Below are 18,707 nucleotides of genomic sequence, written 5' to 3' on the forward strand. Positions count from 1 at the left end.
GCAGCAGCAGCACGTCGGCGCTGTCGCTGGCACGGCCGGCACGACCGACCTGCTGGTAGTAGGCGACCGGCGACGACGGGGCGCCGAGGTGCACGACGAACCCGAGATCCGGTTTGTCGAAGCCCATGCCCAGGGCGCTGGTCGCGACGAGAGCCTTGACCTCGTTGCGCTTGAGCATCCCCTCCGACTCCTCGCGCTCCTCGGCATCCGTCTGGCCGGTGTACGCGCGCACCTCATGCCCCTGCTCGCGCAGCAGCCGCGCGGTGTCGACCGCGGCCGAGACCGTGAGCGCGTAGATGATGCCCGAGCCGGGCAGGTCGTTCAAGTGGCTGAGCAGCCAGGCCAGTCGCTGCGCAGAGGCGGGCAGCTGCAGCACGCCGAGGCGGAGGGATGCCCGGGCCAGCGGCCCGCGGATGGTCAGCACCCCGGCATCCGCCTGCGAGCCGCCGAGCTGCTCCGCCACATCCGCGACCACCCGGCTGTTCGCGGTCGCGGTGGTGGCGAGCACCGGCACCCCGGCTGGCATCTCGGCGATCAGCTCGCGCAATCGGCGATAGTCGGGACGGAAGTCGTGCCCCCAGTCGCTGATGCAGTGCGCCTCGTCGACCACGAGCATGCCGATCCGGCGCACCAGCGCGGGCAGCTGATTCTCGCGAAACGACGGGTTGTTCAGCCGCTCGGGCGACACGAGCAGCACGTCGACCTCATCGCGGTCGAGCCGCCCGATGACATCGGCCCACTCGTGCGCGTTGGTCGAGTTGATCGCCACGGCACGCACACCGGCTCGCTCGGCCGCCGCGATCTGATCGCGCATGAGAGCGAGCAGCGGCGAGACGAGCACCGTCGGCCCAGCCCCCTGCCTGCGCAGCAGCAGCGTCGCGACGAAGTACACCGCCGATTTGCCCCAGCCGGTGCGCTGCACGACCAGCGCACGGCGGCGCCCGGCGACCAGCGCCTCGATCGCCTCGTACTGCCCGTCGTGGAACGTCGCGTCGGGGCGCCCGACCAGCTCGCGCAGCGCGGCGAGCGCGGCATCGCGGATGTCGGTCGAGGTCGTGGAGGTCATGCCCTCCACTCTGCCGCACCCCGCCGACACCACCGCGGTCCCGCCAACACTGCCGAGACGCGCCGAGACCCGCCGACACCAGCCTCGCTCGCGCCGCGGTCGCCTACCGTAGAGGCATGATCAGCCGCGAACTGGCCGTCGCCCTGCGCGAGACGGGTCTCATCTGGCATCCGGCCAGCGGCGATCGCTTCGTCCTCGATCTGCCCGATGAGATCGAGCTGGAGGCCGAGGCCGACATCTTCACCGTCAGCGAGATGACGATCGAAGCGCGCACGACCCCGTCGGGCACCGACCTCGCCTTCAACGGCACCACCGAGTGGGCGCTCGACGCCGTGCAGCTGTCGGAGGCGGTCTGGCTGCCCAGGGAGGATCAGCTGCGCGAGCTGCTGCGTGGCACGTTCCGTTCACTGCGGCGCCTGCCCGACGCGTTCGTCGTCGAGATCGAGATCGCCGGGGAACGCCTGGGTTTCGAGCATCCCGAACCTGCCGAAGCCTACGGGCAGGCGCTGCTCACCCTGCTGCGCCGCGCTCGCTGACACCCGTCTTGCCCGCCCGACTCCGGCGTGCGAGAATTACCAAACGAACGGTCAGTAAACCGATGGAGTCGACGATGACCAGCCCCGCAGACCTCTCCCTCGTGCACCACGCACCCTCCGACGAGGAGCACAGCTTCGACGAGCTCGTGGCGAACGAGCAGCGCATCGAGCCGCGCGACTGGATGCCGGACGCGTACCGCAAGACCCTGATCCGGCAGATCTCGCAGCACGCGCACTCCGAGATCATCGGGATGCAGCCCGAGGGCAACTGGATCACCCGCGCACCCAGCCTGAAGCGCAAGGCCATCCTGATGGCGAAGGTGCAGGACGAGGCCGGCCACGGGCTCTACCTCTACTCCGCCGCGCAGACCCTCGGCACCACGCGCGAGGAGATGATGCGCCAGCTCATCGACGGGAAGGCGAAGTACTCGTCGATCTTCAACTACCCCACCCCCACCTGGGCCGACATGGGAGCGATCGGGTGGCTCGTCGACGGCGCCGCCATCGTCAACCAGGTGCCGCTGTGCCGCGCCTCGTACGGCCCGTACGCGCGGGCGATGGTGCGGATCTGCAAAGAGGAGTCGTTCCACCAGCGGCAGGGATTCGAGATCCTGCTCACGCTGATGCAGGGCACTGACGAGCAGCGCGAGATGGCGCAGGATGCCGTGAACCGGTGGTACTGGCCGAGCCTGGCCATGTTCGGCCCGCCCGACGACCAGTCGCCGAACTCCGCCCAGTCGATGAAGTGGAAGATCAAGCGCTTCTCGAACGACGACCTGCGCCAGCGCTTCGTCGGGATGCTCGTGCCGCAGGCCGAGATCCTCGGGATCACCCTGCCCGATCCCGACCTGAAGTGGAACGACGAGACCCAGCAGTACGACATGGGCGAGATCGACTGGGACGAGTTCTTCGAGGTGCTGAAGGGCAACGGCCCGTGCAACGCCGAGCGCCTCGAACGTCGCCGGACGGCGCACGAGGACGGCGCGTGGGTGCGCGAAGCGGCCACCGAGTACGCCCGGAAGCATGCGTTGCGAACGCAGGTCGCGTCATGACCGAGCAGACCCCCTGGCCTCTCTGGGAAGTGTTCGTGCGCGCCAACCGGGGACTCAGCCACGTGCACGTCGGATCGCTGCTGGCTCCGGATGCCGAGATGGCCGTGCGCAACGCCCGCGACCTCTACACGCGCCGCGGAGAGGGTGTGTCGATCTGGGTGGTTCCGGCGGATGCCGTCACCACCAGCGATCCGGATGCCAAGGATGCCTACTTCGAGACCTCGGAGGGCAAGAACTACCGGCACGCCGTGTACTACACGGCGTCGGAGGGGGTGCCGCACCTGTGACCGACGACGTCCATGTCTCCGTCGCGGAGCTGCACCTGGCATCCGAACTCGCCGGCGGCGACACTCGCGCCGGTTCGGCGGATATCGCCGAGTACGCCCTGTGGCTGGGCGATGACGCGCTGATCCTCTCGCAGCAGCTCGGCGCGTGGATCTCGCGCGCCCCCGAGCTCGAGGAGGACGTCGCGCTCGGCAACATCGCCCTCGACCTGCTCGGCCACGCGCGCTCGCTGCTGCGCTACGCCGGATCGTGGGACGGACGCACCGAAGACGACCTGGCGTACTTCCGCGACGAGCCGGAGTTCCGCTGCGCGTGGATCGTGCAGCAGCCGAACGGCGATTTCGCGCAGACCATCGCACGCCAGCTGGTCGCGTCGACGTACATGTACGAGCTGTATTCGGCGCTGCGCGGATCGACCGACGAGACCTTCGCCGCGATCGCCGCGAAGTCGCTGAAAGAGGTCGACTACCACCGCGACCACGCCGTGCAGTGGGTGCTGCGCCTGGCCGGCGGCACCGTGCTCTCACGCGAGAAGATCATCCGGGCGCTGGCGGATGTGTGGCCGTACGTCGACGAGCTGTTCCGCGACGAGCCGCTGATCGACCGGCTCGACGGCGTCGCCGCGCGCCCCTCGACCCTGCACCCCGGCTTCGACGCTGTGATCGACACGGTCTTCGCCGAGGCCGAGCTCGTGAGGCCCGACGCGAAGGCATCCCGCGCGGGCGGCCGCCACGGCTCGCACGCCACCCCGTTCGGTCACCTGCTCGCCGAGATGCAGGTGCTCGCCCGACGGCATCCGGGGGCGACATGGTGACCACCACCGAACGCACCGGCCGCGCCCGCGCCCTCGCGGCCGCCGTCGCCGACCCCGAGATCCCTGTGCTCAGCATCGCCGACCTCGGGGTGCTGCGCGACGTGCGAGTCGACGGCGAGCGCGTCGTGGTCGACATCACCCCCACCTACTCCGGATGCCCGGCGATGGACGCCATTCGCGACGACATCATCCTCGCGCTGACCGCCGACGGGTTCGCCGACGTCGAGGTGCGTCTCGTGCTCTCCCCCGCCTGGACGAGCGATTGGATGAGCGAGGACGGCAGGCGCAAGCTCGTCGAGTACGGCATCGCCCCGCCGTCCGGCCGCGCGGCCCATCGCGAGGGTCCCATCCGGGTGACCCTCGCGGTGAAGTGCCCCCGGTGCGGCTCCCTCGACACCCGCGAGGTGTCGCGCTTCGGCTCGACGTCGTGCAAGGCGCTGTTCGAGTGCCGCGCGTGCCTCGAGCCCTTCGACCACTTCAAGGTGATCTGATGGAGGCGATCTGATGCCGCTGTTCCGGATGCCCGCTGCCACGGTCGACGACGAGAGCGCCCCGCACCGGGCGGGTGACCGCCACCGCGCCCGGTTCCACGCCCTCACCGTCTCGGACGTGCGCCGGCTCACCGATGACGCGGTCGAGGTGACCTTCGCCGTGCCGGCCGATCTCGCCGACGACTACGCCTACCTGCCCGGGCAGTACGTCGCGCTGCGCGTGCAGCTGGACGGCACCGAGGTGCGCCGCTCGTACTCGCTGTGCCGCCCGCCCGCCCCGGTGCGCGACGGCGCGACCAGCCTCAGCGTCGCGGTCAAGCGCGACGAGGGCGGGCTGTTCTCCACCTGGGCGCAGACCGAGCTGACCCCCGGATTCCGGATCGATGTGATGAGCCCGCAGGGCACGTTCACATCAGGGCTCGAGCATCTCGACGGCGCGCACGTCGTCGGCATCGCGGCAGGGTCGGGCATCACGCCGATGATGGCGCTCGCGCGCACCCTGCTCGCGGCATCCGACAGCACGCGCTTCACGATGCTGTACACGAACCGGTCGACCAGCGACGTGATGTTCCTCGAGGACCTCGCCGACCTCAAAGACCGCTACCCCACCCGACTCGTGCTGCATCACGTGCTCTCCCGTGAGCAGCGCACCGCCCCGGTGCTCTCGGGCCGCATCGACGAGCAGAAGCTGCGCACCATCCTCGATTCGCTCATCCTGCCGTCGACGGTCGACGAATGGTTCCTCTGCGGGCCGTTCGCGCTCGTCGACCTGTGCCGTGAGGTGCTGGCCGAGCGGGGCGTGCCGAACGAGCACGTGCGGTTCGAGCTGTTCACCACCGGCGATGCCCGCGCCGAACGCGGACCGCGCCGGGTCGAGGTGCGGGCGGGTGAGAAGTCGTACCGCATCGAGGTCAACCTCGACGGCGTCTCATCGACCGTCGAGAGTCCTGTCGACGCACACGAGTCGGTGCTGAACGCGGCGCTGCGCGTGCGACCGGGTGCCCCGTTCGCCTGCTCGGGAGGGGTGTGCGGCACGTGCCGGGCGCGGGTGCTCGAGGGCAGCGTGACGATGACCGAGAACTACGCTCTCGAACCCGACGAGATCGAGCGCGGATACGTGCTGACCTGCCAGTCCCACCCCACCAGCGACCGTCTCGTCGTGGACTACGACGTCTGAGCCCCCATCGCCCCAGGAGCCGTCATGATCGACATCCGCATCTCCGACGACGTCGCCCGGATCACGCTGAACGCTCCGGAGCATCTCAACGCGCTCGACGAGCAGGCCCTGCACCAGCTGCGGGCGGCGTACGACGAGGCCGAACGCGCCGGCGTGCGCGCTCTCGTCCTGCGCGGCGAAGGCCGATCGTTCTGCGCCGGCCGCGACATCTCCGCCGTGGACCCGCGTGACGACGACGTCATCGGCTATCTCGGTGGCATCGTCACCCCGCTGCTGAAGCGCATGGCGGAGTTCCCCGCGCCCACGTTCGCGGTCGCGCACGGTGCGTGTCTGGGTGTCGGGCTCGGCCTGCTCATCGCGACCGACGTCGTGTACGTCGCCGAGTCGGCGAAGATCGGCTCGCCGTTCGCCGCGCTGGGTGCGACGCTCGACTCCGGTGGGCACGCCCTGTTCGCCGAGCGGCTCGGCGCGCACAAGACCCTCGACCTCATCTACACGGGGCGGCTCATGTCGGGCTCCGAGGCCGTGGCATCCGGACTCTTCTCCCGCGTCTTCCCCGACGAGGCGGTGCACACGGCCGCCGAGGACGCCGCCCGCGCCGCCGCCCACGGCGCGACCGCGGCGTTCCTCGCCAGCAAGAGGCTGATCGCCCGCATCCGCGACGAGCGGCTGGCGCTGTGGGAGTCGATCGACATCGAGAACGCCGCGCAGGCCGCGCTCTGCGACACCGACGACTACCGCGAGGGCTTCGCCGCGTTCCAGCAGAAGCGCGAGCCCGAGTTCCGCGGGCGCTGACTCCGGCTCGCTGCGCAACCCCCTGCATCCATGTCGGCGGCCGGTGCGAGGATGCCGGGATGATGCTCTCCGAGCTGCTCGCCGCGACCGACGAGGTCGCCGCCACGTCCTCCCGCCTGGCCAAGATCGACGCTCTCGCGCGACTGCTGGCGGCCGCTCCCGCAGACGAGCTGCGTCCGCTGATCGGGCTGCTGCTCGCCGCACCCCGCCAGGGCCGGCTCGGCGTCGGGTGGCGCACGCTGGCCGGACTCGAGGTCGCGCACGCGGACGCGCCGACCCTGACGATCGCAGAGGTCGATCAGGCGCTGGATGCCCTTGCCGAGACCTCCGGAACCGGCTCGACGGCCGCACGGCAGAGCGTGCTGCAGAGGGTGGCCGCGCGGTGCACCGCGGCGGAATGGGATCTGCTCTCGCGGGCGATGATGGGAGAGCTGCGCACCGGCGCGCTCAGCGGCGTGCTGATCGACGCGATCGCCCGCGCGTCGGATCGCCCGGTGGCGACCGTGCGTCGCGCGGCGATGCTGTCGGGCGACCTCGGCGAGACGGCCGCCGTCGCCCTCACCGGAGACGAGAGCGATCTCGACGCGATCGGGCTGGCCGTCGGACGCCCCGTCATGCCGATGCTCGCCTCCACCGCCGCCACGCCGACCGCCGCGTTGGAGATCACCGGGCGGGCGTCGGTGGAGTACAAGCTCGATGGGGCGCGCATCCAGGTGCACCGGCGCGGCGATGAGGTCGGCGTCTACACCCGCAGTCTCGCCGACGTCACGCACCGCGTGCCCGAGCTGGTCGACATTGTTCGCTCACTGCCCGCACACGATGTGATCCTCGACGGCGAGACGCTGTCGCTCGATGAAGACGGCGGTCCGCGGCCGTTCCAGGAGACGATGTCGCGGTTCGGCGCCGACGTCGCGCGTGAGCTGGCGCTGCGTCCGTGGTTCTTCGACATCCTGCATGTCGACGGCCGCGACCTCATCGACGAGCCCCTCAGCGTGCGACTGGCCGAGCTCGAACGCGTCGCGGGCGAGTGGCGGATGCCCGGCGTCGTCACCGGCGATCCGGCTGAGGCCGAGCGGCTGTCGCGCGATGCCCTCGCCGCCGGACACGAGGGCGTGCTGGTCAAAGCCGTCGAATCGACCTACACCGCCGGGCGCCGCGGGAAGTCCTGGGTGAAGGTGAAGCCCGTCCTCACGTACGACCTCGTCGTGCTCGGCGTCGAATGGGGCTCGGGTCGGCGCACCGGGATGCTGTCGAACCTGCACCTCGGCGCACGGGACCCCGACGGCGAATTCGGCGAGCCGGGCGGGTTCGTCATGGTCGGCAAGACCTTCAAGGGGCTCACCGACGAGCTGCTGCGCTGGCAGACCGAGACCTTTCCCGCGCTCGAGACCAGACGCACGGCGAGCACGCTCTTCCTGCGGCCCGAGACCGTCGTCGAGATCGCGATCGACGGTGTGCAGCGCTCACCCCGCTATCCGGGCGGCATCGCGCTGCGATTCGCGCGGGTCAAGGGCTACCGTCCTGACAAGAGTGCCGGCGAGGCCGACACCATCCAGTCGCTCAGGTCGCTCCTGCGCGGCTGACCGCGTCGAAACGCATCACGCCGACGCCGGCAGCCCCTGATCCTCCTCGACGACCGTGCCCTTGAACGACCACGGGAAGTTGATCCAGAGATCGGTGTCCTTCCAGGCGAAGTCCGGCTGGATGATCGTCGACGGCTTCGTGTAGATGGTGACCGAGCGCACGTCGGCGCCCTTCTCCTTCAGCAGCTGCACGGCGAGCGCGAGCGTGCGCCCCGAGTCGGCGACGTCGTCGACGAGCAGCACGCGCCGTCCGTTCAGGTACTCCATGTCGAGCTCGGGCGGCAGCACCTCCGGCGCGTCGAGCACGGTGCCGATGCCGGTGTAGAACTCCATGTTGATCGCACCGCAGTTCTTCACACCCAGCCCGTACGCGATGGCCCCCGCAGGCAGCAGACCGCCTCGAGCGATCGCGACGACCACCTCCGGCACGAAGCCGCTGTCGATGATCCGACGCGCCAGGTCGCGTGTCGCATCGCCGAATCCGTCCCAGGTGAGCGTCTCGCGCTCGATCGCTGCCTCAGTCATCGCTCCATTCTGTTACACCGATGACGGACCGGCGAACGGATTCCGCGCCTGTCCAGCCGGGATGAGGTAGAAACGAAGGAGGGATCGCGTCGCCCGCCGCATCCCTCATCCCGATTTCCGAGGTCTTTCCACCATGTGCCGCCTGTTCGCCTTCGTCTCGCCCGATCGCTCCACTGCCCACCGGGAGCTGGGCCGAGACGGCATGGAGAGCCTGCTCTCGTTGGCGCGCCTGCACGGCGACGGCTGGGGCTGGGCGGGCGTCGGCGCCCCCGGGCAGCCGCCCGCGGCGCACCGGTCGGCGCGATCCGCCGTCGGCGATGCGGCGTTCGAGCAGGCGATGCACGCCGAGTGCCGTGCGGCCGTCGTGCACCTGCGCTGGGCCACCGCCGGCCTGCCTGTGCTCGACTGCAACGCGCATCCCTTCACCGCCGACGGCATCGCCTTCGCGCACAACGGCTCGATCAAGCCGCTCGACCAGCTGAGGTCGCTGCTCTCGCCCGAGAGCGTCGCGTCGCTCACCGGCACCACCGACAGCGAGATGTACTTCGCGCTCATCCGCGAGCAGGTCGCCGAGGGTCTCGGCCTGCACGAGGCGACGACGCGGGTCGCCGCGATGCTGCGAGAGCTGTTCCCGCTCGCCAGCCTGAACGCGCTGGTGCTCGATGAAGAGCAGCTCGTCGTCGTGCATGCCAGCGCCACCAGCATCCTCACCGACCACGATCTCTCCCGCCTCGCCCCGCTGGCCGATGTGCTGCCCAGCGAGCACAACGAGGACTACTTCGCGCTGCGGTGGCGCCAGAGCGCCGACGGCACGATCGCGGTCGGGTCGACGGGTGTCGCCGGCGCCGGGTGGACCGCCCTGCCGTCCGAGTCCGTCACCTCCATCCGGCTCGCGGATCGCTCGGTCTCGACCCTCGAGCTGGCCGCCGCTCACGCCCTGCACGGCTGAGGAGCGACGGCCGGCCCGGCCGGCTCAGCGACGGTGCCTGTCGGCCTGCTCGCGCAGCTCCCGGCCCTCCTCGATGGTCTTCTGCTCCTTCTCCTGCATCTTCTTGCTCTGCCGGTCGTCGCGCGGCGGCAGCTGGATGCTCTCCTCCGCCTCGATGCCGGCCTGCAGCTGCCGACCCCGCTCCATCTCGGCGTCGAACTCGGCGCCGAACAGCAGCGACAGGTTCACGATCCAGAGCCACAGCAGCAGGATGATGACGCCGGCGATGCTGCCGTACGTCTTCTGATAGTTGCCGAAGTTGATCACGTAGAAGAAGAAGCCGAGCGAGGCGATCACCATGATCAGCAGCGCCACGAACGCTCCGAGACTCATCCAGCGGAACTTCGGCTGCTTCACGTTGGGGCTGCCGTAGTACAGGATCGCGAGGGCGAGAACGGCGAGGATCGCGATGACCGGCCACTTGGCGATGCTCCACACCGTGAGCGCCACGCCGCCGAGCCCGATGGCCTCTCCGATGGCCTCGGCGATCGGGCCCGAAACGATCAGCAGCAGCACGATCGCCACCGCGATCACCAGCAGGATGACGGTCAGCAGGAGCACCATCGGCCGCAGCTTCCAGAACGGGCGGCCCTCGTCGATCTCATAGACGGTGTTCATCGCCTGCGAGAACGCGCCGACGTAGCCCGACGCCGACCAGATGGCGCCGGCCAGACCGATGATGAGCGCGAATCCCGCGGTATCCGACTGAGCCAGCTGCTCGATCGGCTGGCGCAGGACCTGCACGACCGACTCATCGGTCACCCGTCGCAGCACGCCGACTAGCAGGTCGGTCGTCTGCTTCGCCTGACCGAACAGGCCGACGAGCGAGACGACGGCGAGCAGCGCGGGGAAGATCGCCAGCACGCTGTAGTACGTCAGCGCGGCAGCGAGGGTGGTGCACCGGTCGCGGGAGAACTCCGAGACGGCCCGCTTGAGCGCGTACGTCCAGGAGGGCTTGTCGATCTGCTGCGGCGTCTGCGGCTTGCGCGCGTCGTCGGGCGGCGGCGCCTGCCGCTCTTTCGCGGTGCTGGTCTCGGCATCGCTCTGGGATGCCGGCTGCTCGAGGTTTCCGGACATGACGCCCTCCGTGCTGGTGCGTTCCTGCTGCTGAGCGAACCACTCTCGCTGACGCGGATGGCTCGTGCCACGGGCTCGACGCACGGCGCCGCCGAGGCTATCCTGCGGCGCCGAGATGCGCTCAGCCGGGCCCGAACCGCCGGTTAGAATCGGAACGTCCGGCCCCTGAGGCCGGTGCTCGAAAAAGGGGCACGAAGCACTCCGCGACGCGGCGTGAGGCGCGAGACACATACGGATCCCTCCGTTCCCTGTCTTGAAAGGCGCTTCACCATGCCCACCGTCTCGGCCCACGTGGCACTCACTCTCGCTCAGCACATCGATCACGTCTTCGGCGTGATGGGCAACGGCAACGCGTATTTCCTCGACGCGATCGAGAAGCAGACCGGCGCCGTCTTCACCGCCGTGCGCCACGAGCAGGGCGCCGTGGTCGCCGCGGACGCGCACTTCCGCGCCTCCGGCCGGATCGCCGCCGCCACCTCGACGTACGGCGCCGGCTTCACGAACACGCTCACCGCTCTGGCCGAGGCTGTGCAGGCGCACGTTCCGCTCGTGCTCGTCGTCGGCGACGAGCCCACCTCGGGACCCCGCCCCTGGGACGTCGACCAGATCGCGATGGCCTCGGCCGTGGGCGCGCGCACCTACACGACAGGGCATGCGGATGCCGCCGCCACCACCGTCATCGCGATCGAGCACGCCCTCACCTATCGCGTGCCCGTCGTGCTCGCCATCCCCTACGACGTCGCCGCGCTCGAGGCGGGCCCCGTCGCTGCGGCACCCGAGCCGCGCCTCCCGGCACCCCTCGCACCGCGCGGTGAGTTCGCCTACGGGATGCTCGACGAGATCGCCCACGCGCTGCGCTCAGCCGAGCGCCCGTTCCTGCTCGCCGGCCGGGGCGCCTGGCTGGCCGGCGCGAGCGACGCGCTCGGTGCGCTCGCGGAGTCGACCGGGGCGCTCACGGCATCCACCGCCCTCGGCCGGGGCGTCTTCCCCGACGCCCGCTACGACCTCGGCGTGACCGGCGGATTCGGCGCCGACGGCGCCATGCAGCTGGTGCGCGAGGCCGACGTCGCCGTCGTCTTCGGCGCCTCCCTCAACCAGTTCACGATGCGCTTCGGCGAACTGTTCGCCCCCGGCACGCGCGTCTTCCAGATCGACGTGGCACCGGCCGCGACGCACGCGCACATCGGCGGCTACGTGCGCGCGGACGCACGTCTCGCGGCCGAGGCGCTCGTCGAGAGGCTCAGCCCGGCATCCGCTGCCGATGGGCACGCCGCCTGGCGCGAATCGGTCGACGTGGCATCCGCTCGCGCTTACGCAGAAGGCGACGAACTCGCGCCCGACGGGCGGCTGGACCCGCGCTCTGCCGCACGCCGCATCGCCGAGCTGCTGCCGGAGGACCGCGTCGTCGTCTCTGACGGCGGCCACTTCATCGGCTGGGCCAACATGTACTGGCCGGTCGCCGCTCCCGACCGCATGATGATGATCGGCACGGCCTTCCAGTCGATCGGGCAGGGCTGGCCGAGCGTCGTCGGCGCCACCCGCGCCCGTCCCGAGCAGACGATCGTGCTGACCTCGGGCGACGGCGGCGGACTGATGGCGATCGCCGACCTCGAATCCGCCGTGCGCGCGGCCGCAGGCCGGGGCGTCGCGGTGATCTGGAACGACGCGGCTTACGGTGCCGAGGTCAATCTGTACGGACTCAAGGGCCTCGCCGAAGAGCCGATGCTCATCCCCGAGGTCGACTTCGCCGCGTTCGCAGCAGCCGTCGGCGCGGAGGGCGTCGTGGTGCGCACACTCGCCGACCTCGAGCGGCTGCGCACCTGGGCATCCGAAGATCCGGCCGACCGCCGCTTCCTCGTGCTCGACCTGCGAATCTCGGGCAAGGTCATCGCCCCGTACCAGGAGGAGATCATCCGCGTGAACTCCTGAGCGGGGCCTCCGGGTGTCACCCCGGGCGACGGCTCAGATCCAGCCCTTGTCCTGCGCGACGCGCACCGCCTGCGCGCGGTTTCCGGCGCCGGTCTTGCCGATCGCGGCCGACAGGTGATTGCGCACCGTTCCGGCGGAGAGGAAGACCTCTGCTGCGATCGCTGCCGCCGACCTGCCGTCGGCGGCCAGCCGCAGCACCTGCCGTTCCCGGTCGCTGAGCGGATTCGCCCCTTCGAACAGGCTCTTCTCGGCGAGCGCCGGATCGAGCACCCGCAGTCCGGCATGCGTGCGTCGCACGGCGTCGGCGAGCTGTTCGGCGGGCGCATCCTTCACCATGAATCCGCTCGCGCCCGCCTCCAGTGCATCTCGCAGGTAGCCGGGACGGGCGAATGTCGTCACGATCAGCACCCGGGTGGCCGGGCTGGCCTCGCGCAGGCGACGGGTCGCCTCGATGCCGTCGATCCCCGGCATCTGGATGTCCATCAGGCAGACGTCAGGCGTGAGGGCGACCGCGAGGCGCAGCGCCTCCTCGCCGTCCGCTGCCGCGCCGACCACGTCGATGTCGGGCTCCAGCTCGAGCAGCGCGGCGAGCGCACCGCGCACCAGGGCCTGGTCGTCGGCGACGAGCAGGCGGATGCTGTCGGTCGGCGTGCATGCGGGTGTCCGATTCACCAGCGCACCTCCACTCGCGTGCCCGCCTCCGCAGCGGGTCCGATGCGGAACGCTGCGCCCGCAGCTGCGGCGCGCTCGCGCATGCCGCGGATGCCGCTGCTTTCTGCTGCCGCCGTCTGACCCTCGTCGAGACCGCGTCCGTCGTCCTCGATCACGAGCCGGCCCGGCGACACTGTCACCCGCGCCTGACGGGCAGCGCTGTGTCGCAGCACGTTCGTGGTCGCCTCGCGCAGAATCCAGCTCGCCGTCAGCTCCTGTGCGGGTGAGAGCGCGTCAGGTGCTCCACGCACCTGCAGCGTCACTCCCCCGGCAGCGAGCGCCTCGCCACTGCTGGCCAGCTGCTCGCCCAGTGTGGTGCTGCGCGCTCCGGCTACCGTGGCGCGTGCGGCGGCGAGCGCCTCTGCGGTCAGGGCGGTGATGGCGGCGAGCTCGGTCTTCGCCCGCTCAGGATCGGAATCGATCAGACGCGCGGCGAGCTGTGATTTCAGTTGCACCACGGTGAGCGAGTGTCCGATGAGGTCGTGCACGTCGCGTGCGAGCGCCTCCCGCCCCTCGCTCGTGGCCAGCTCGAGCCCCAGCCGCTCGGCCTGCGCCGAACGGATGATCAGCCAGGTCGAGACGGTGTTCACCACCCCGAGCAGCATCACGACCACCAGCAGAGCGAAGTACGACGTGCCACCGGGCAGCAGGAAGATGCAGGCGGCAGTCATCAGCACGGCGACGATCGAGGTGACCCAGTGCGCCGCGCGCGTGAGGCCGTACGAGGCGAACGACATGATGAAGGGCAGGAAGCTCAGCGCCAGCGGCCCCTCCGCCGGCACCGACAGCGCCGCGCAGACGGTCAGTACGGCGAAGAGCATCCACTGTCCGGGCACAGGCGGAGAGCCGAGTCCGCCGCCACCGCGACTGCCCCGCACGAACCCGACGACGTACACAGCGGCGAACACGACCAGTGCCACCCACCCGGTGACGATCCACGCGCGCGACGCGTCGGAGCGCAGCAGAGCGATCACCGGGTACGCCAGAAAGATCATCCAGACGACCGCCATGAGCCATCCGTAGCGATCCCAGTGCGACGTGATCGCGGCGGGGCGCTCGGTGCCGCCCTGCTGCGCTGTCATGACTCCAACCTACTGATCATCCGCACCGTGCTCATCGCCGCCGGCGGGAGCGCCGCACACCCGCGAAGACCAGAGCCGCGAACACGGCCACCCAGACGACGATGTTCACCAGCACCGCCCAGAGCGGGTCGGTCTGCCCGGTGGTGAGGGTGCCGTCGGTGAGCGGCCAGCGGCTGAGCGCCACGAAGCCGTACAGCGGGGTGAGTCGGGCGATGTCGAGCATGACGCCGTCGAGCGGCATGAACACGTTGCCGAAGAAGGCGAAGAAGGTCATCGAGATCGATGCCAGCGCCGCGGAGGAGTCGGTGTTGAAGAAGAGCCCCACCCCCAGCCCGTACAGTCCGAACATCAGCCCGGTTCCGAGGACGATCCCCGCGACGGCGAACCAGCGCCAGGTCTCGTCGGCCGCCGCACCTGTGAGGATGCCGGTGACGAACACAGCAGCCAGGGCGAGCGCGGCGAACCCCAGCGCGTTGAGCAGCTTCGTCAGCGCGTAGCCGGCCGTGCTCAGCGGGGTCATCGCGAGCTGGCGCCCCCAGCCCTGCTGCGCCTCAGCGGCCGCCAGTGAGGTCAGCGAACTCATCGCGACCGCGGTTCCGTATGCCGCCATCGAGATCATCACGTAGAACGACACGTTGCCGTTTCCGGCCGACAGCTCGGCGTAGCCGGCCGTCGCACCGAAGAGCAGGTACATCACGACGGGCATGGCGAGTGTGAACGCGAGAGTGTACGGGTTACGCAGCTGCCGGATGGCCTCGATGCGCAGCATGGTGAGTGAGAGCCGCGGCGGCGCGGTCGTGGCGATGGTCATATCAGTCCTCCGTGAGAGCGGTGAAGGCGGTCTCGAGCGTAGGCGCCGTGATCTCGAGGTCGCGGCAGCCGGCCGCGAGGAGCGCCGCGGCGATGGCATCCGAGTCGCTCGCTCGCAGCGTCAGCCGCCCGGCGTCAACGCGCACATCGGTGGCGTCCTCCGATTCGCGGAGCCGGCGCAGAATGCCGGCGGCATCCTCATCATCGGCGGGCAGAGATGCGGCGATACCCCTCGCGCCGAGCCCGACGCGAAGCTGCGCGGTCGGGGCGTCTGCGACGATTCGGCCACGGTGCATCACCACCGTGCGATGGGCGAACTGCTCCGCCTCCTCGAGGTAGTGCGTGGCGAAGATGATCGTGCGCCCGGCGTCGGCATCCGCTCGCATCACATCCCAGAACCGACGCCGCGCCGTCACGTCCATGCCCGCGGTGGGCTCGTCGAGCACGAGGATGCCGGGATCGGCGACCAGAGCGAGGGCGAACTTCACGCGCTGCTGCTCGCCGCCCGAGCACTTAGCGACCCGGCGGCCGACGAGCGCGGTCAGGTCTGCCTTCGTAAGCACAGACGGAACGCGTGCCATCGCCGCCGCACCGTGCAGCGACGCGATGAGGCGCACGGTCTCGCCGACCGTGAGGTCGGCGAGCAGTCCGCCCGTCTGCAGCACCGCGGCGATCGCTCCCCGGCGCGCAGCCGCGGCGGGGACCATCCCCCGCACGCGCACGCTGCCCTCGCCGGGTTCGCTGAGGCCGAGCAGCATGTCGAGCGTGGTGGTCTTGCCGGCCCCGTTCGGCCCGAGCAGCGCGACCACCTCGCCGCGGCGGATGGTGAGGTCGAGTCCGTCCACGGCGCGGACGCGCTGGTCACCGGAGCCGAAGTGGCGGCGGACGCCGCGCAACTCGACGGCGATCGGCGGCGCGGTGTCGCCCCCGACGGCGTTCGGTCGGGCGACGTCGTTCGGCTGGGCGGCAGGTGGTCTCTCAGCGACTGTGGGCATGCTTCCAGCGTGGCCGCTCGGCACGACGGCATCCGGAGGGCAGTGTCACGATCTCGGCATGACACTCGTCATGCCTCGCGCTCAGGCCAGGTTCAGGATGCCGGCAGCAGCGCCCCGTCGAAGAACGCGCCGAGCTCGTCGACCGCGTCCAGCGGCAGGATCGCGGCGACGTACTGGTCGGGGCGCACGACGACCACGACTCCGTCGCGCGACAGCTCGCGCGTCTCGAAAATGTCGGTGTCGTTCCACTTGCTCGGGGCCGCCGCGTAGAGCTTCTCCCAGTCGGTCAGCCCCAGCGGCCCGGTCTTCGGGGCGAACAGCTCGGGTGCCGTCGTCACCTCAACGTCTTCGTACGAGCCCTGGTGGATCGCCTTCACGTCGAACACCGCATCGGCATCGCCGTCGGCCGGGGTGAAGCGCGCGAACACGTCGGCGGCCTGCGAAGCCCAGGTGTTCAGTCGCTCTCCCGACGCGTCGCCGAAGGCGTAGACGCGCCAGCGTCCGTCAGCGCGGGCGTGGTGGCCGAGGTGGATCACATTGCCGTCGCAGACCCGGGTGACCTCGGCCGACTTGAACCGCTTGCCCAGCGGGAAGCCGGCCGCGAGCGCTTGGTGCGCGTCGGTGCCGATGATCATCGACGAGGTGTACTGCGTCATGAACCCGGAGGGGAACTCGGCCGTGCCCAGGTAGAAGGTCGCGAGCTCCTGCGGGTCGGAGATCTCCTCGGGCTTGCGGGCCATCAGGCTCGACCACTCGCGATCGAAGTCGATCAGCTGCTGCGCGACCGGCTTGCGCTCGGCGCCGTAGGTCGCCAGCAGGGACTCGGGGCTGCGGCCGGTGAGCACCGAGCCGAGCTTCCACCCGAGATTGAAGCCGTCCTGCATCGAGACGTTCATGCCCTGGCCGGCCTTCGCGCTGTGCGTGTGGCAGGCGTCGCCGGTGAGGAAGACGCGCGGGGTGCGGCCGCTGCCGTCGATCACGTCGTCGAACCCGTCTGTGACCCGGTGGCCGACCTCGTACACGCTGTGCCAGGCGATGTCCTTCACGTCGATGGAGTACGGATGCAGGATCTCGTTCGCCTTGCGGATGATCTCCTCGATCGGCGTCTGGCGCACGCGGTGGTCGTCGTCAGCGGCGACCGCGCCGAGGTCGATGTACATCCGGCTGAGGTAGCCGCCCTCGCGCGGGATGTGCAGAATGTTGCCCGCCTCGGCGTTGATGGCGCACTTGGTGCGCCAGTCGGGGAAGTCCGTGTTCACCAGCACGTCCATGACGCCCCATGCGTGCGCGGAGGCGTTGCCGACGTGCTTGCGCCCGATCGCCTTGCGCACCCCGCTGCGGGCGCCGTCGCAGCCGACGACGTACTTCGCGCGGATTGTGCGCTCCTCGCCGGCATCCATGACCTGCACCTCGACGGGGTACTCCCCCTCGCCGTGCACCGTGAGGCCGACGAACTCCACGCCGTAGTCGGGCACGATGCGTCCCGGTCCGTCGGCGGCGGCCTCGGCGAAGTAGTCGAGCACCCGCGCCTGGTTGACGATCAGGTGCGGGAACTCGCAGATGTCGTACGCGTAGTCGGCCGTGCGGGCGGTGCGGACGATGTTCTGGCGGTTCTCGGGGTCGGGTCCCCAGAAGTTCATCCAGCCGATGTTGTACGCCTCCGCGACGATGCGCTCGGCGAAGCCGAAGGCCTGGAAGGTCTCGACGCTGCGCGGCTGGATGCCATCGGCCTGACCGAGCACGAGGCGACCGTCGCGCTTCTCGATGATGCGGGTGTTCACGTGCGGGTACTGCGACATCTGGGCGGCGAGCAGCATGCCGGCGGGCCCGGAGCCGACGATGAGCACGTCCACCTCGTCGGGAAGGGCGTCGGGCCGGTCGATTCCCAGCCCCTCGGCGGGGAGAACCCGCGGGTCGTGGGAGACATAGCCGTGGTGGTGGAACTGCATCGTCGTCGATTCCTTCCGGCGTGTTCTATATTGGAACACAGCGTTCTACTATTGAACAGATCGTATACGACGGCGCAGGCCGCCACAAGAGAACAGGAGCCGCCGATGACGGCCGCCCCCGCTTCACAGACGCTCAGCCGCGGCATCCGGATCCTCGAGGTCCTCGCCGACGGCCCGCTGTCGATCGACGAGGTCGCGACCCGACTCGACGTGCACCGCTCGATCGCGTACCGCCTGCTGCGCACGCTCGAAGACCACCGGCTCGTCGTGCGCGACGCGTCCGGGCGGATGGCCCTGGGGCCGCGCATGGCGGCGCTCGCCGCCGGCGTCGCGCACGACCTGCACGCCGAGGCCCTGCCCGAGCTGACCGCGGTGGCGAACGAGCTCGGCCACACCGCCTTCCTCGCCGTGCTCGACGGGGACGAGGTGATCACCCTGACCAGCGTCGAGCCGCGCCATGCCGTCGCGAATGTCGCGCAGCGGCCGGGCACCAGGCATCCGGTCACGGTCGGCGCGCCGGGCAAGGCGATCCTCGCCCAGCTGCGCGATGCCGAGTGGCCCGCCGTCGATGCGGCGCTGCGCGTCGAGGTCGAGGCCGTGAGCGTGCGCGGCTACGCGCTCAGCCACGACGAGGTGATCCCGAATCTCAAGTCGATCGCCGTGCCGCTGCCGCTGCGCGGCGTTCGTCCGGCGGCTCTCGCGGTGGTGCACGTGGCATCCCGGGTCGCGGATGCCGACATCGCCGCGCGCCTGCAGCGCTCTGTGGACGTCATCCGGGCCGCTCTCGACGGCTGAGCGCGCACCGGCCCCCGGACGACGAAGACGGGCCTGGAGGACGACGC

General features: G+C 70.3%; 19 protein-coding genes. 11 read left to right on the top strand and 8 right to left on the bottom strand.

Annotated features, from left to right (window positions below):
- On the bottom strand, positions 1 to 1,066 hold a 1,066-nt coding region (locus tag BFN01_RS08235; protein WP_143187202.1), incomplete at its 3' end, for an ATP-dependent DNA helicase RecQ.
- Between the two features lie 116 nt (positions 1,067 to 1,182).
- On the opposite strand from BFN01_RS08235, the gene BFN01_RS08240 reads away from it, so the two are divergent.
- From BFN01_RS08240 to BFN01_RS08275, 8 genes are all read left to right on the top strand, one after another.
- Positions 1,183 to 1,602: a pilus assembly protein CpaE gene (locus BFN01_RS08240; protein WP_071643497.1), complete on the top strand. Its 420-nt coding sequence runs from the start codon at positions 1,183 to 1,185 to the stop codon at positions 1,600 to 1,602.
- Positions 1,603 to 1,676: 74 nt separating this feature from the next.
- Positions 1,677 to 2,654 (top strand): 1,2-phenylacetyl-CoA epoxidase subunit PaaA, encoded by a 978-nt coding sequence (paaA, locus tag BFN01_RS08245; RefSeq protein WP_143187203.1) that lies wholly within the window; start codon positions 1,677 to 1,679, stop codon positions 2,652 to 2,654.
- Positions 2,651 to 2,941, top strand: coding sequence for a 1,2-phenylacetyl-CoA epoxidase subunit PaaB (paaB, locus tag BFN01_RS08250; protein WP_071643499.1), 291 nt, complete (start codon positions 2,651 to 2,653; stop codon positions 2,939 to 2,941). Before paaA ends, paaB begins: the two co-directional genes overlap by 4 nt.
- Complete coding sequence (paaC, locus tag BFN01_RS08255) at positions 2,938 to 3,753, top strand: 1,2-phenylacetyl-CoA epoxidase subunit PaaC (RefSeq protein WP_071643500.1); 816 nt, start codon at positions 2,938 to 2,940, stop codon at positions 3,751 to 3,753. Before paaB ends, paaC begins: the two co-directional genes overlap by 4 nt.
- Positions 3,747 to 4,244 (top strand): 1,2-phenylacetyl-CoA epoxidase subunit PaaD, encoded by a 498-nt coding sequence (gene paaD, locus BFN01_RS08260; protein ID WP_071643501.1) that lies wholly within the window; start codon positions 3,747 to 3,749, stop codon positions 4,242 to 4,244. The genes paaC and paaD overlap by 7 nt, the downstream gene beginning before the upstream one ends.
- Before the next feature lie 13 nt (positions 4,245 to 4,257).
- Entirely contained in the window at positions 4,258 to 5,421 is a 1,164-nt protein-coding gene (paaE, locus tag BFN01_RS08265; protein WP_071643502.1) for a 1,2-phenylacetyl-CoA epoxidase subunit PaaE, read from the top strand.
- Between the two features lie 24 nt (positions 5,422 to 5,445).
- A complete protein-coding gene (locus tag BFN01_RS08270; RefSeq protein ID WP_071643503.1) occupies positions 5,446 to 6,216 on the top strand; it encodes an enoyl-CoA hydratase/isomerase family protein in 771 nt (256 codons plus the stop codon).
- A 59-nt stretch (positions 6,217 to 6,275) separates the two neighbouring features.
- The gene (locus tag BFN01_RS08275; RefSeq protein WP_071643504.1) at positions 6,276 to 7,799 is read left to right on the top strand and encodes an ATP-dependent DNA ligase; all 1,524 of its coding nucleotides are present in this window, start codon (positions 6,276 to 6,278) and stop codon (positions 7,797 to 7,799) included.
- A 15-nt stretch (positions 7,800 to 7,814) separates the two neighbouring features.
- Here BFN01_RS08275 and BFN01_RS08280 read toward each other — a convergent pair whose 3' ends face one another.
- Positions 7,815 to 8,324 carry a phosphoribosyltransferase gene (locus tag BFN01_RS08280; protein WP_071643505.1) on the bottom strand — a complete coding sequence of 170 codons (510 nt, stop codon included), beginning with the start codon at positions 8,322 to 8,324 and terminating at the stop codon, positions 7,815 to 7,817.
- Positions 8,325 to 8,457: 133 nt separating this feature from the next.
- Between BFN01_RS08280 and BFN01_RS08285 the strand changes: the two genes are divergently transcribed.
- On the top strand, positions 8,458 to 9,273 hold the full coding sequence (locus BFN01_RS08285) for a class II glutamine amidotransferase (RefSeq protein WP_071643506.1): 816 nt from the start codon (positions 8,458 to 8,460) through the stop codon (positions 9,271 to 9,273).
- 24 nt (positions 9,274 to 9,297) lie between these two features.
- On the opposite strand, the gene BFN01_RS08290 is transcribed toward BFN01_RS08285, so the two are convergent.
- The gene (locus tag BFN01_RS08290) at positions 9,298 to 10,389 is read right to left on the bottom strand and encodes a YihY/virulence factor BrkB family protein (RefSeq protein ID WP_071643541.1); all 1,092 of its coding nucleotides are present in this window, start codon (positions 10,387 to 10,389) and stop codon (positions 9,298 to 9,300) included.
- Between the two features lie 270 nt (positions 10,390 to 10,659).
- On the opposite strand from BFN01_RS08290, the gene BFN01_RS08295 reads away from it, so the two are divergent.
- Positions 10,660 to 12,318 carry a thiamine pyrophosphate-binding protein gene (locus BFN01_RS08295; RefSeq protein WP_071643507.1) on the top strand — a complete coding sequence of 553 codons (1,659 nt, stop codon included), beginning with the start codon at positions 10,660 to 10,662 and terminating at the stop codon, positions 12,316 to 12,318.
- Positions 12,319 to 12,351: 33 nt separating this feature from the next.
- On the opposite strand, the gene BFN01_RS08300 is transcribed toward BFN01_RS08295, so the two are convergent.
- The 5 genes from BFN01_RS08300 to BFN01_RS08320 form a co-directional block, all read right to left on the bottom strand.
- Positions 12,352 to 12,990, bottom strand: coding sequence for a response regulator transcription factor (locus tag BFN01_RS08300; protein WP_071643508.1), 639 nt, complete (start codon positions 12,988 to 12,990; stop codon positions 12,352 to 12,354).
- Entirely contained in the window at positions 12,987 to 14,111 is a 1,125-nt protein-coding gene (locus BFN01_RS08305) for a sensor histidine kinase (RefSeq protein ID WP_071643509.1), read from the bottom strand. Before BFN01_RS08305 ends, BFN01_RS08300 begins: the two co-directional genes overlap by 4 nt.
- A gap of 31 nt (positions 14,112 to 14,142) precedes the next feature.
- Positions 14,143 to 14,922: an ABC transporter permease gene (locus BFN01_RS08310; protein WP_071643510.1), complete on the bottom strand. Its 780-nt coding sequence runs from the start codon at positions 14,920 to 14,922 to the stop codon at positions 14,143 to 14,145.
- Position 14,923: 1 nt separating this feature from the next.
- Complete coding sequence (locus BFN01_RS08315; RefSeq protein ID WP_083428726.1) at positions 14,924 to 15,916, bottom strand: ABC transporter ATP-binding protein; 993 nt, start codon at positions 15,914 to 15,916, stop codon at positions 14,924 to 14,926.
- A 92-nt stretch (positions 15,917 to 16,008) separates the two neighbouring features.
- Positions 16,009 to 17,865 carry an FAD-dependent monooxygenase gene (locus BFN01_RS08320; RefSeq protein WP_071643511.1) on the bottom strand — a complete coding sequence of 619 codons (1,857 nt, stop codon included), beginning with the start codon at positions 17,863 to 17,865 and terminating at the stop codon, positions 16,009 to 16,011.
- A 105-nt stretch (positions 17,866 to 17,970) separates the two neighbouring features.
- Here BFN01_RS08320 and BFN01_RS08325 point away from each other — a divergent pair, with 105 nt between their 5' ends.
- Complete coding sequence (locus BFN01_RS08325) at positions 17,971 to 18,660, top strand: IclR family transcriptional regulator (RefSeq protein WP_071643512.1); 690 nt, start codon at positions 17,971 to 17,973, stop codon at positions 18,658 to 18,660.
- Positions 18,661 to 18,707 lie beyond the last annotated feature (47 nt).

It is taken from the genome of Microbacterium sp. AR7-10 (assembly GCF_001878835.1).
GTDB lineage: Bacteria > Actinomycetota > Actinomycetes > Actinomycetales > Microbacteriaceae > Microbacterium > Microbacterium commune.

Excerpts from the sequence above, each read along its gene's own strand:
- paaA (WP_143187203.1), top strand. The coding sequence starts at position 1,677 with ATGACCAGCCCCGCAGACCTCTCCCTCGTGCACCACGCACCCTCCGAC.
- BFN01_RS08240 (WP_071643497.1), top strand. The coding sequence starts at position 1,183 with ATGATCAGCCGCGAACTGGCCGTCGCCCTGCGCGAGACGGGTCTCATC.
- BFN01_RS08310 (WP_071643510.1), bottom strand. The coding sequence starts at position 14,922 with ATGACCATCGCCACGACCGCGCCGCCGCGGCTCTCACTCACCATGCTG.
- BFN01_RS08305 (WP_071643509.1), bottom strand. The coding sequence starts at position 14,111 with ATGACAGCGCAGCAGGGCGGCACCGAGCGCCCCGCCGCGATCACGTCG.
- BFN01_RS08315 (WP_083428726.1), bottom strand. The coding sequence starts at position 15,916 with ATGCCCACAGTCGCTGAGAGACCACCTGCCGCCCAGCCGAACGACGTC.
- paaE (WP_071643502.1), top strand. The coding sequence starts at position 4,258 with ATGCCGCTGTTCCGGATGCCCGCTGCCACGGTCGACGACGAGAGCGCC.
- paaD (WP_071643501.1), top strand. The coding sequence starts at position 3,747 with ATGGTGACCACCACCGAACGCACCGGCCGCGCCCGCGCCCTCGCGGCC.
- BFN01_RS08295 (WP_071643507.1), top strand. The coding sequence starts at position 10,660 with ATGCCCACCGTCTCGGCCCACGTGGCACTCACTCTCGCTCAGCACATC.
- BFN01_RS08270 (WP_071643503.1), top strand. The coding sequence starts at position 5,446 with ATGATCGACATCCGCATCTCCGACGACGTCGCCCGGATCACGCTGAAC.
- BFN01_RS08275 (WP_071643504.1), top strand. The coding sequence starts at position 6,276 with ATGATGCTCTCCGAGCTGCTCGCCGCGACCGACGAGGTCGCCGCCACG.
- BFN01_RS08280 (WP_071643505.1), bottom strand. The coding sequence starts at position 8,324 with ATGACTGAGGCAGCGATCGAGCGCGAGACGCTCACCTGGGACGGATTC.
- BFN01_RS08320 (WP_071643511.1), bottom strand. The coding sequence starts at position 17,865 with ATGCAGTTCCACCACCACGGCTATGTCTCCCACGACCCGCGGGTTCTC.
- BFN01_RS08290 (WP_071643541.1), bottom strand. The coding sequence starts at position 10,389 with ATGTCCGGAAACCTCGAGCAGCCGGCATCCCAGAGCGATGCCGAGACC.
- BFN01_RS08285 (WP_071643506.1), top strand. The coding sequence starts at position 8,458 with ATGTGCCGCCTGTTCGCCTTCGTCTCGCCCGATCGCTCCACTGCCCAC.
- BFN01_RS08325 (WP_071643512.1), top strand. The coding sequence starts at position 17,971 with ATGACGGCCGCCCCCGCTTCACAGACGCTCAGCCGCGGCATCCGGATC.
- paaB (WP_071643499.1), top strand. The coding sequence starts at position 2,651 with ATGACCGAGCAGACCCCCTGGCCTCTCTGGGAAGTGTTCGTGCGCGCC.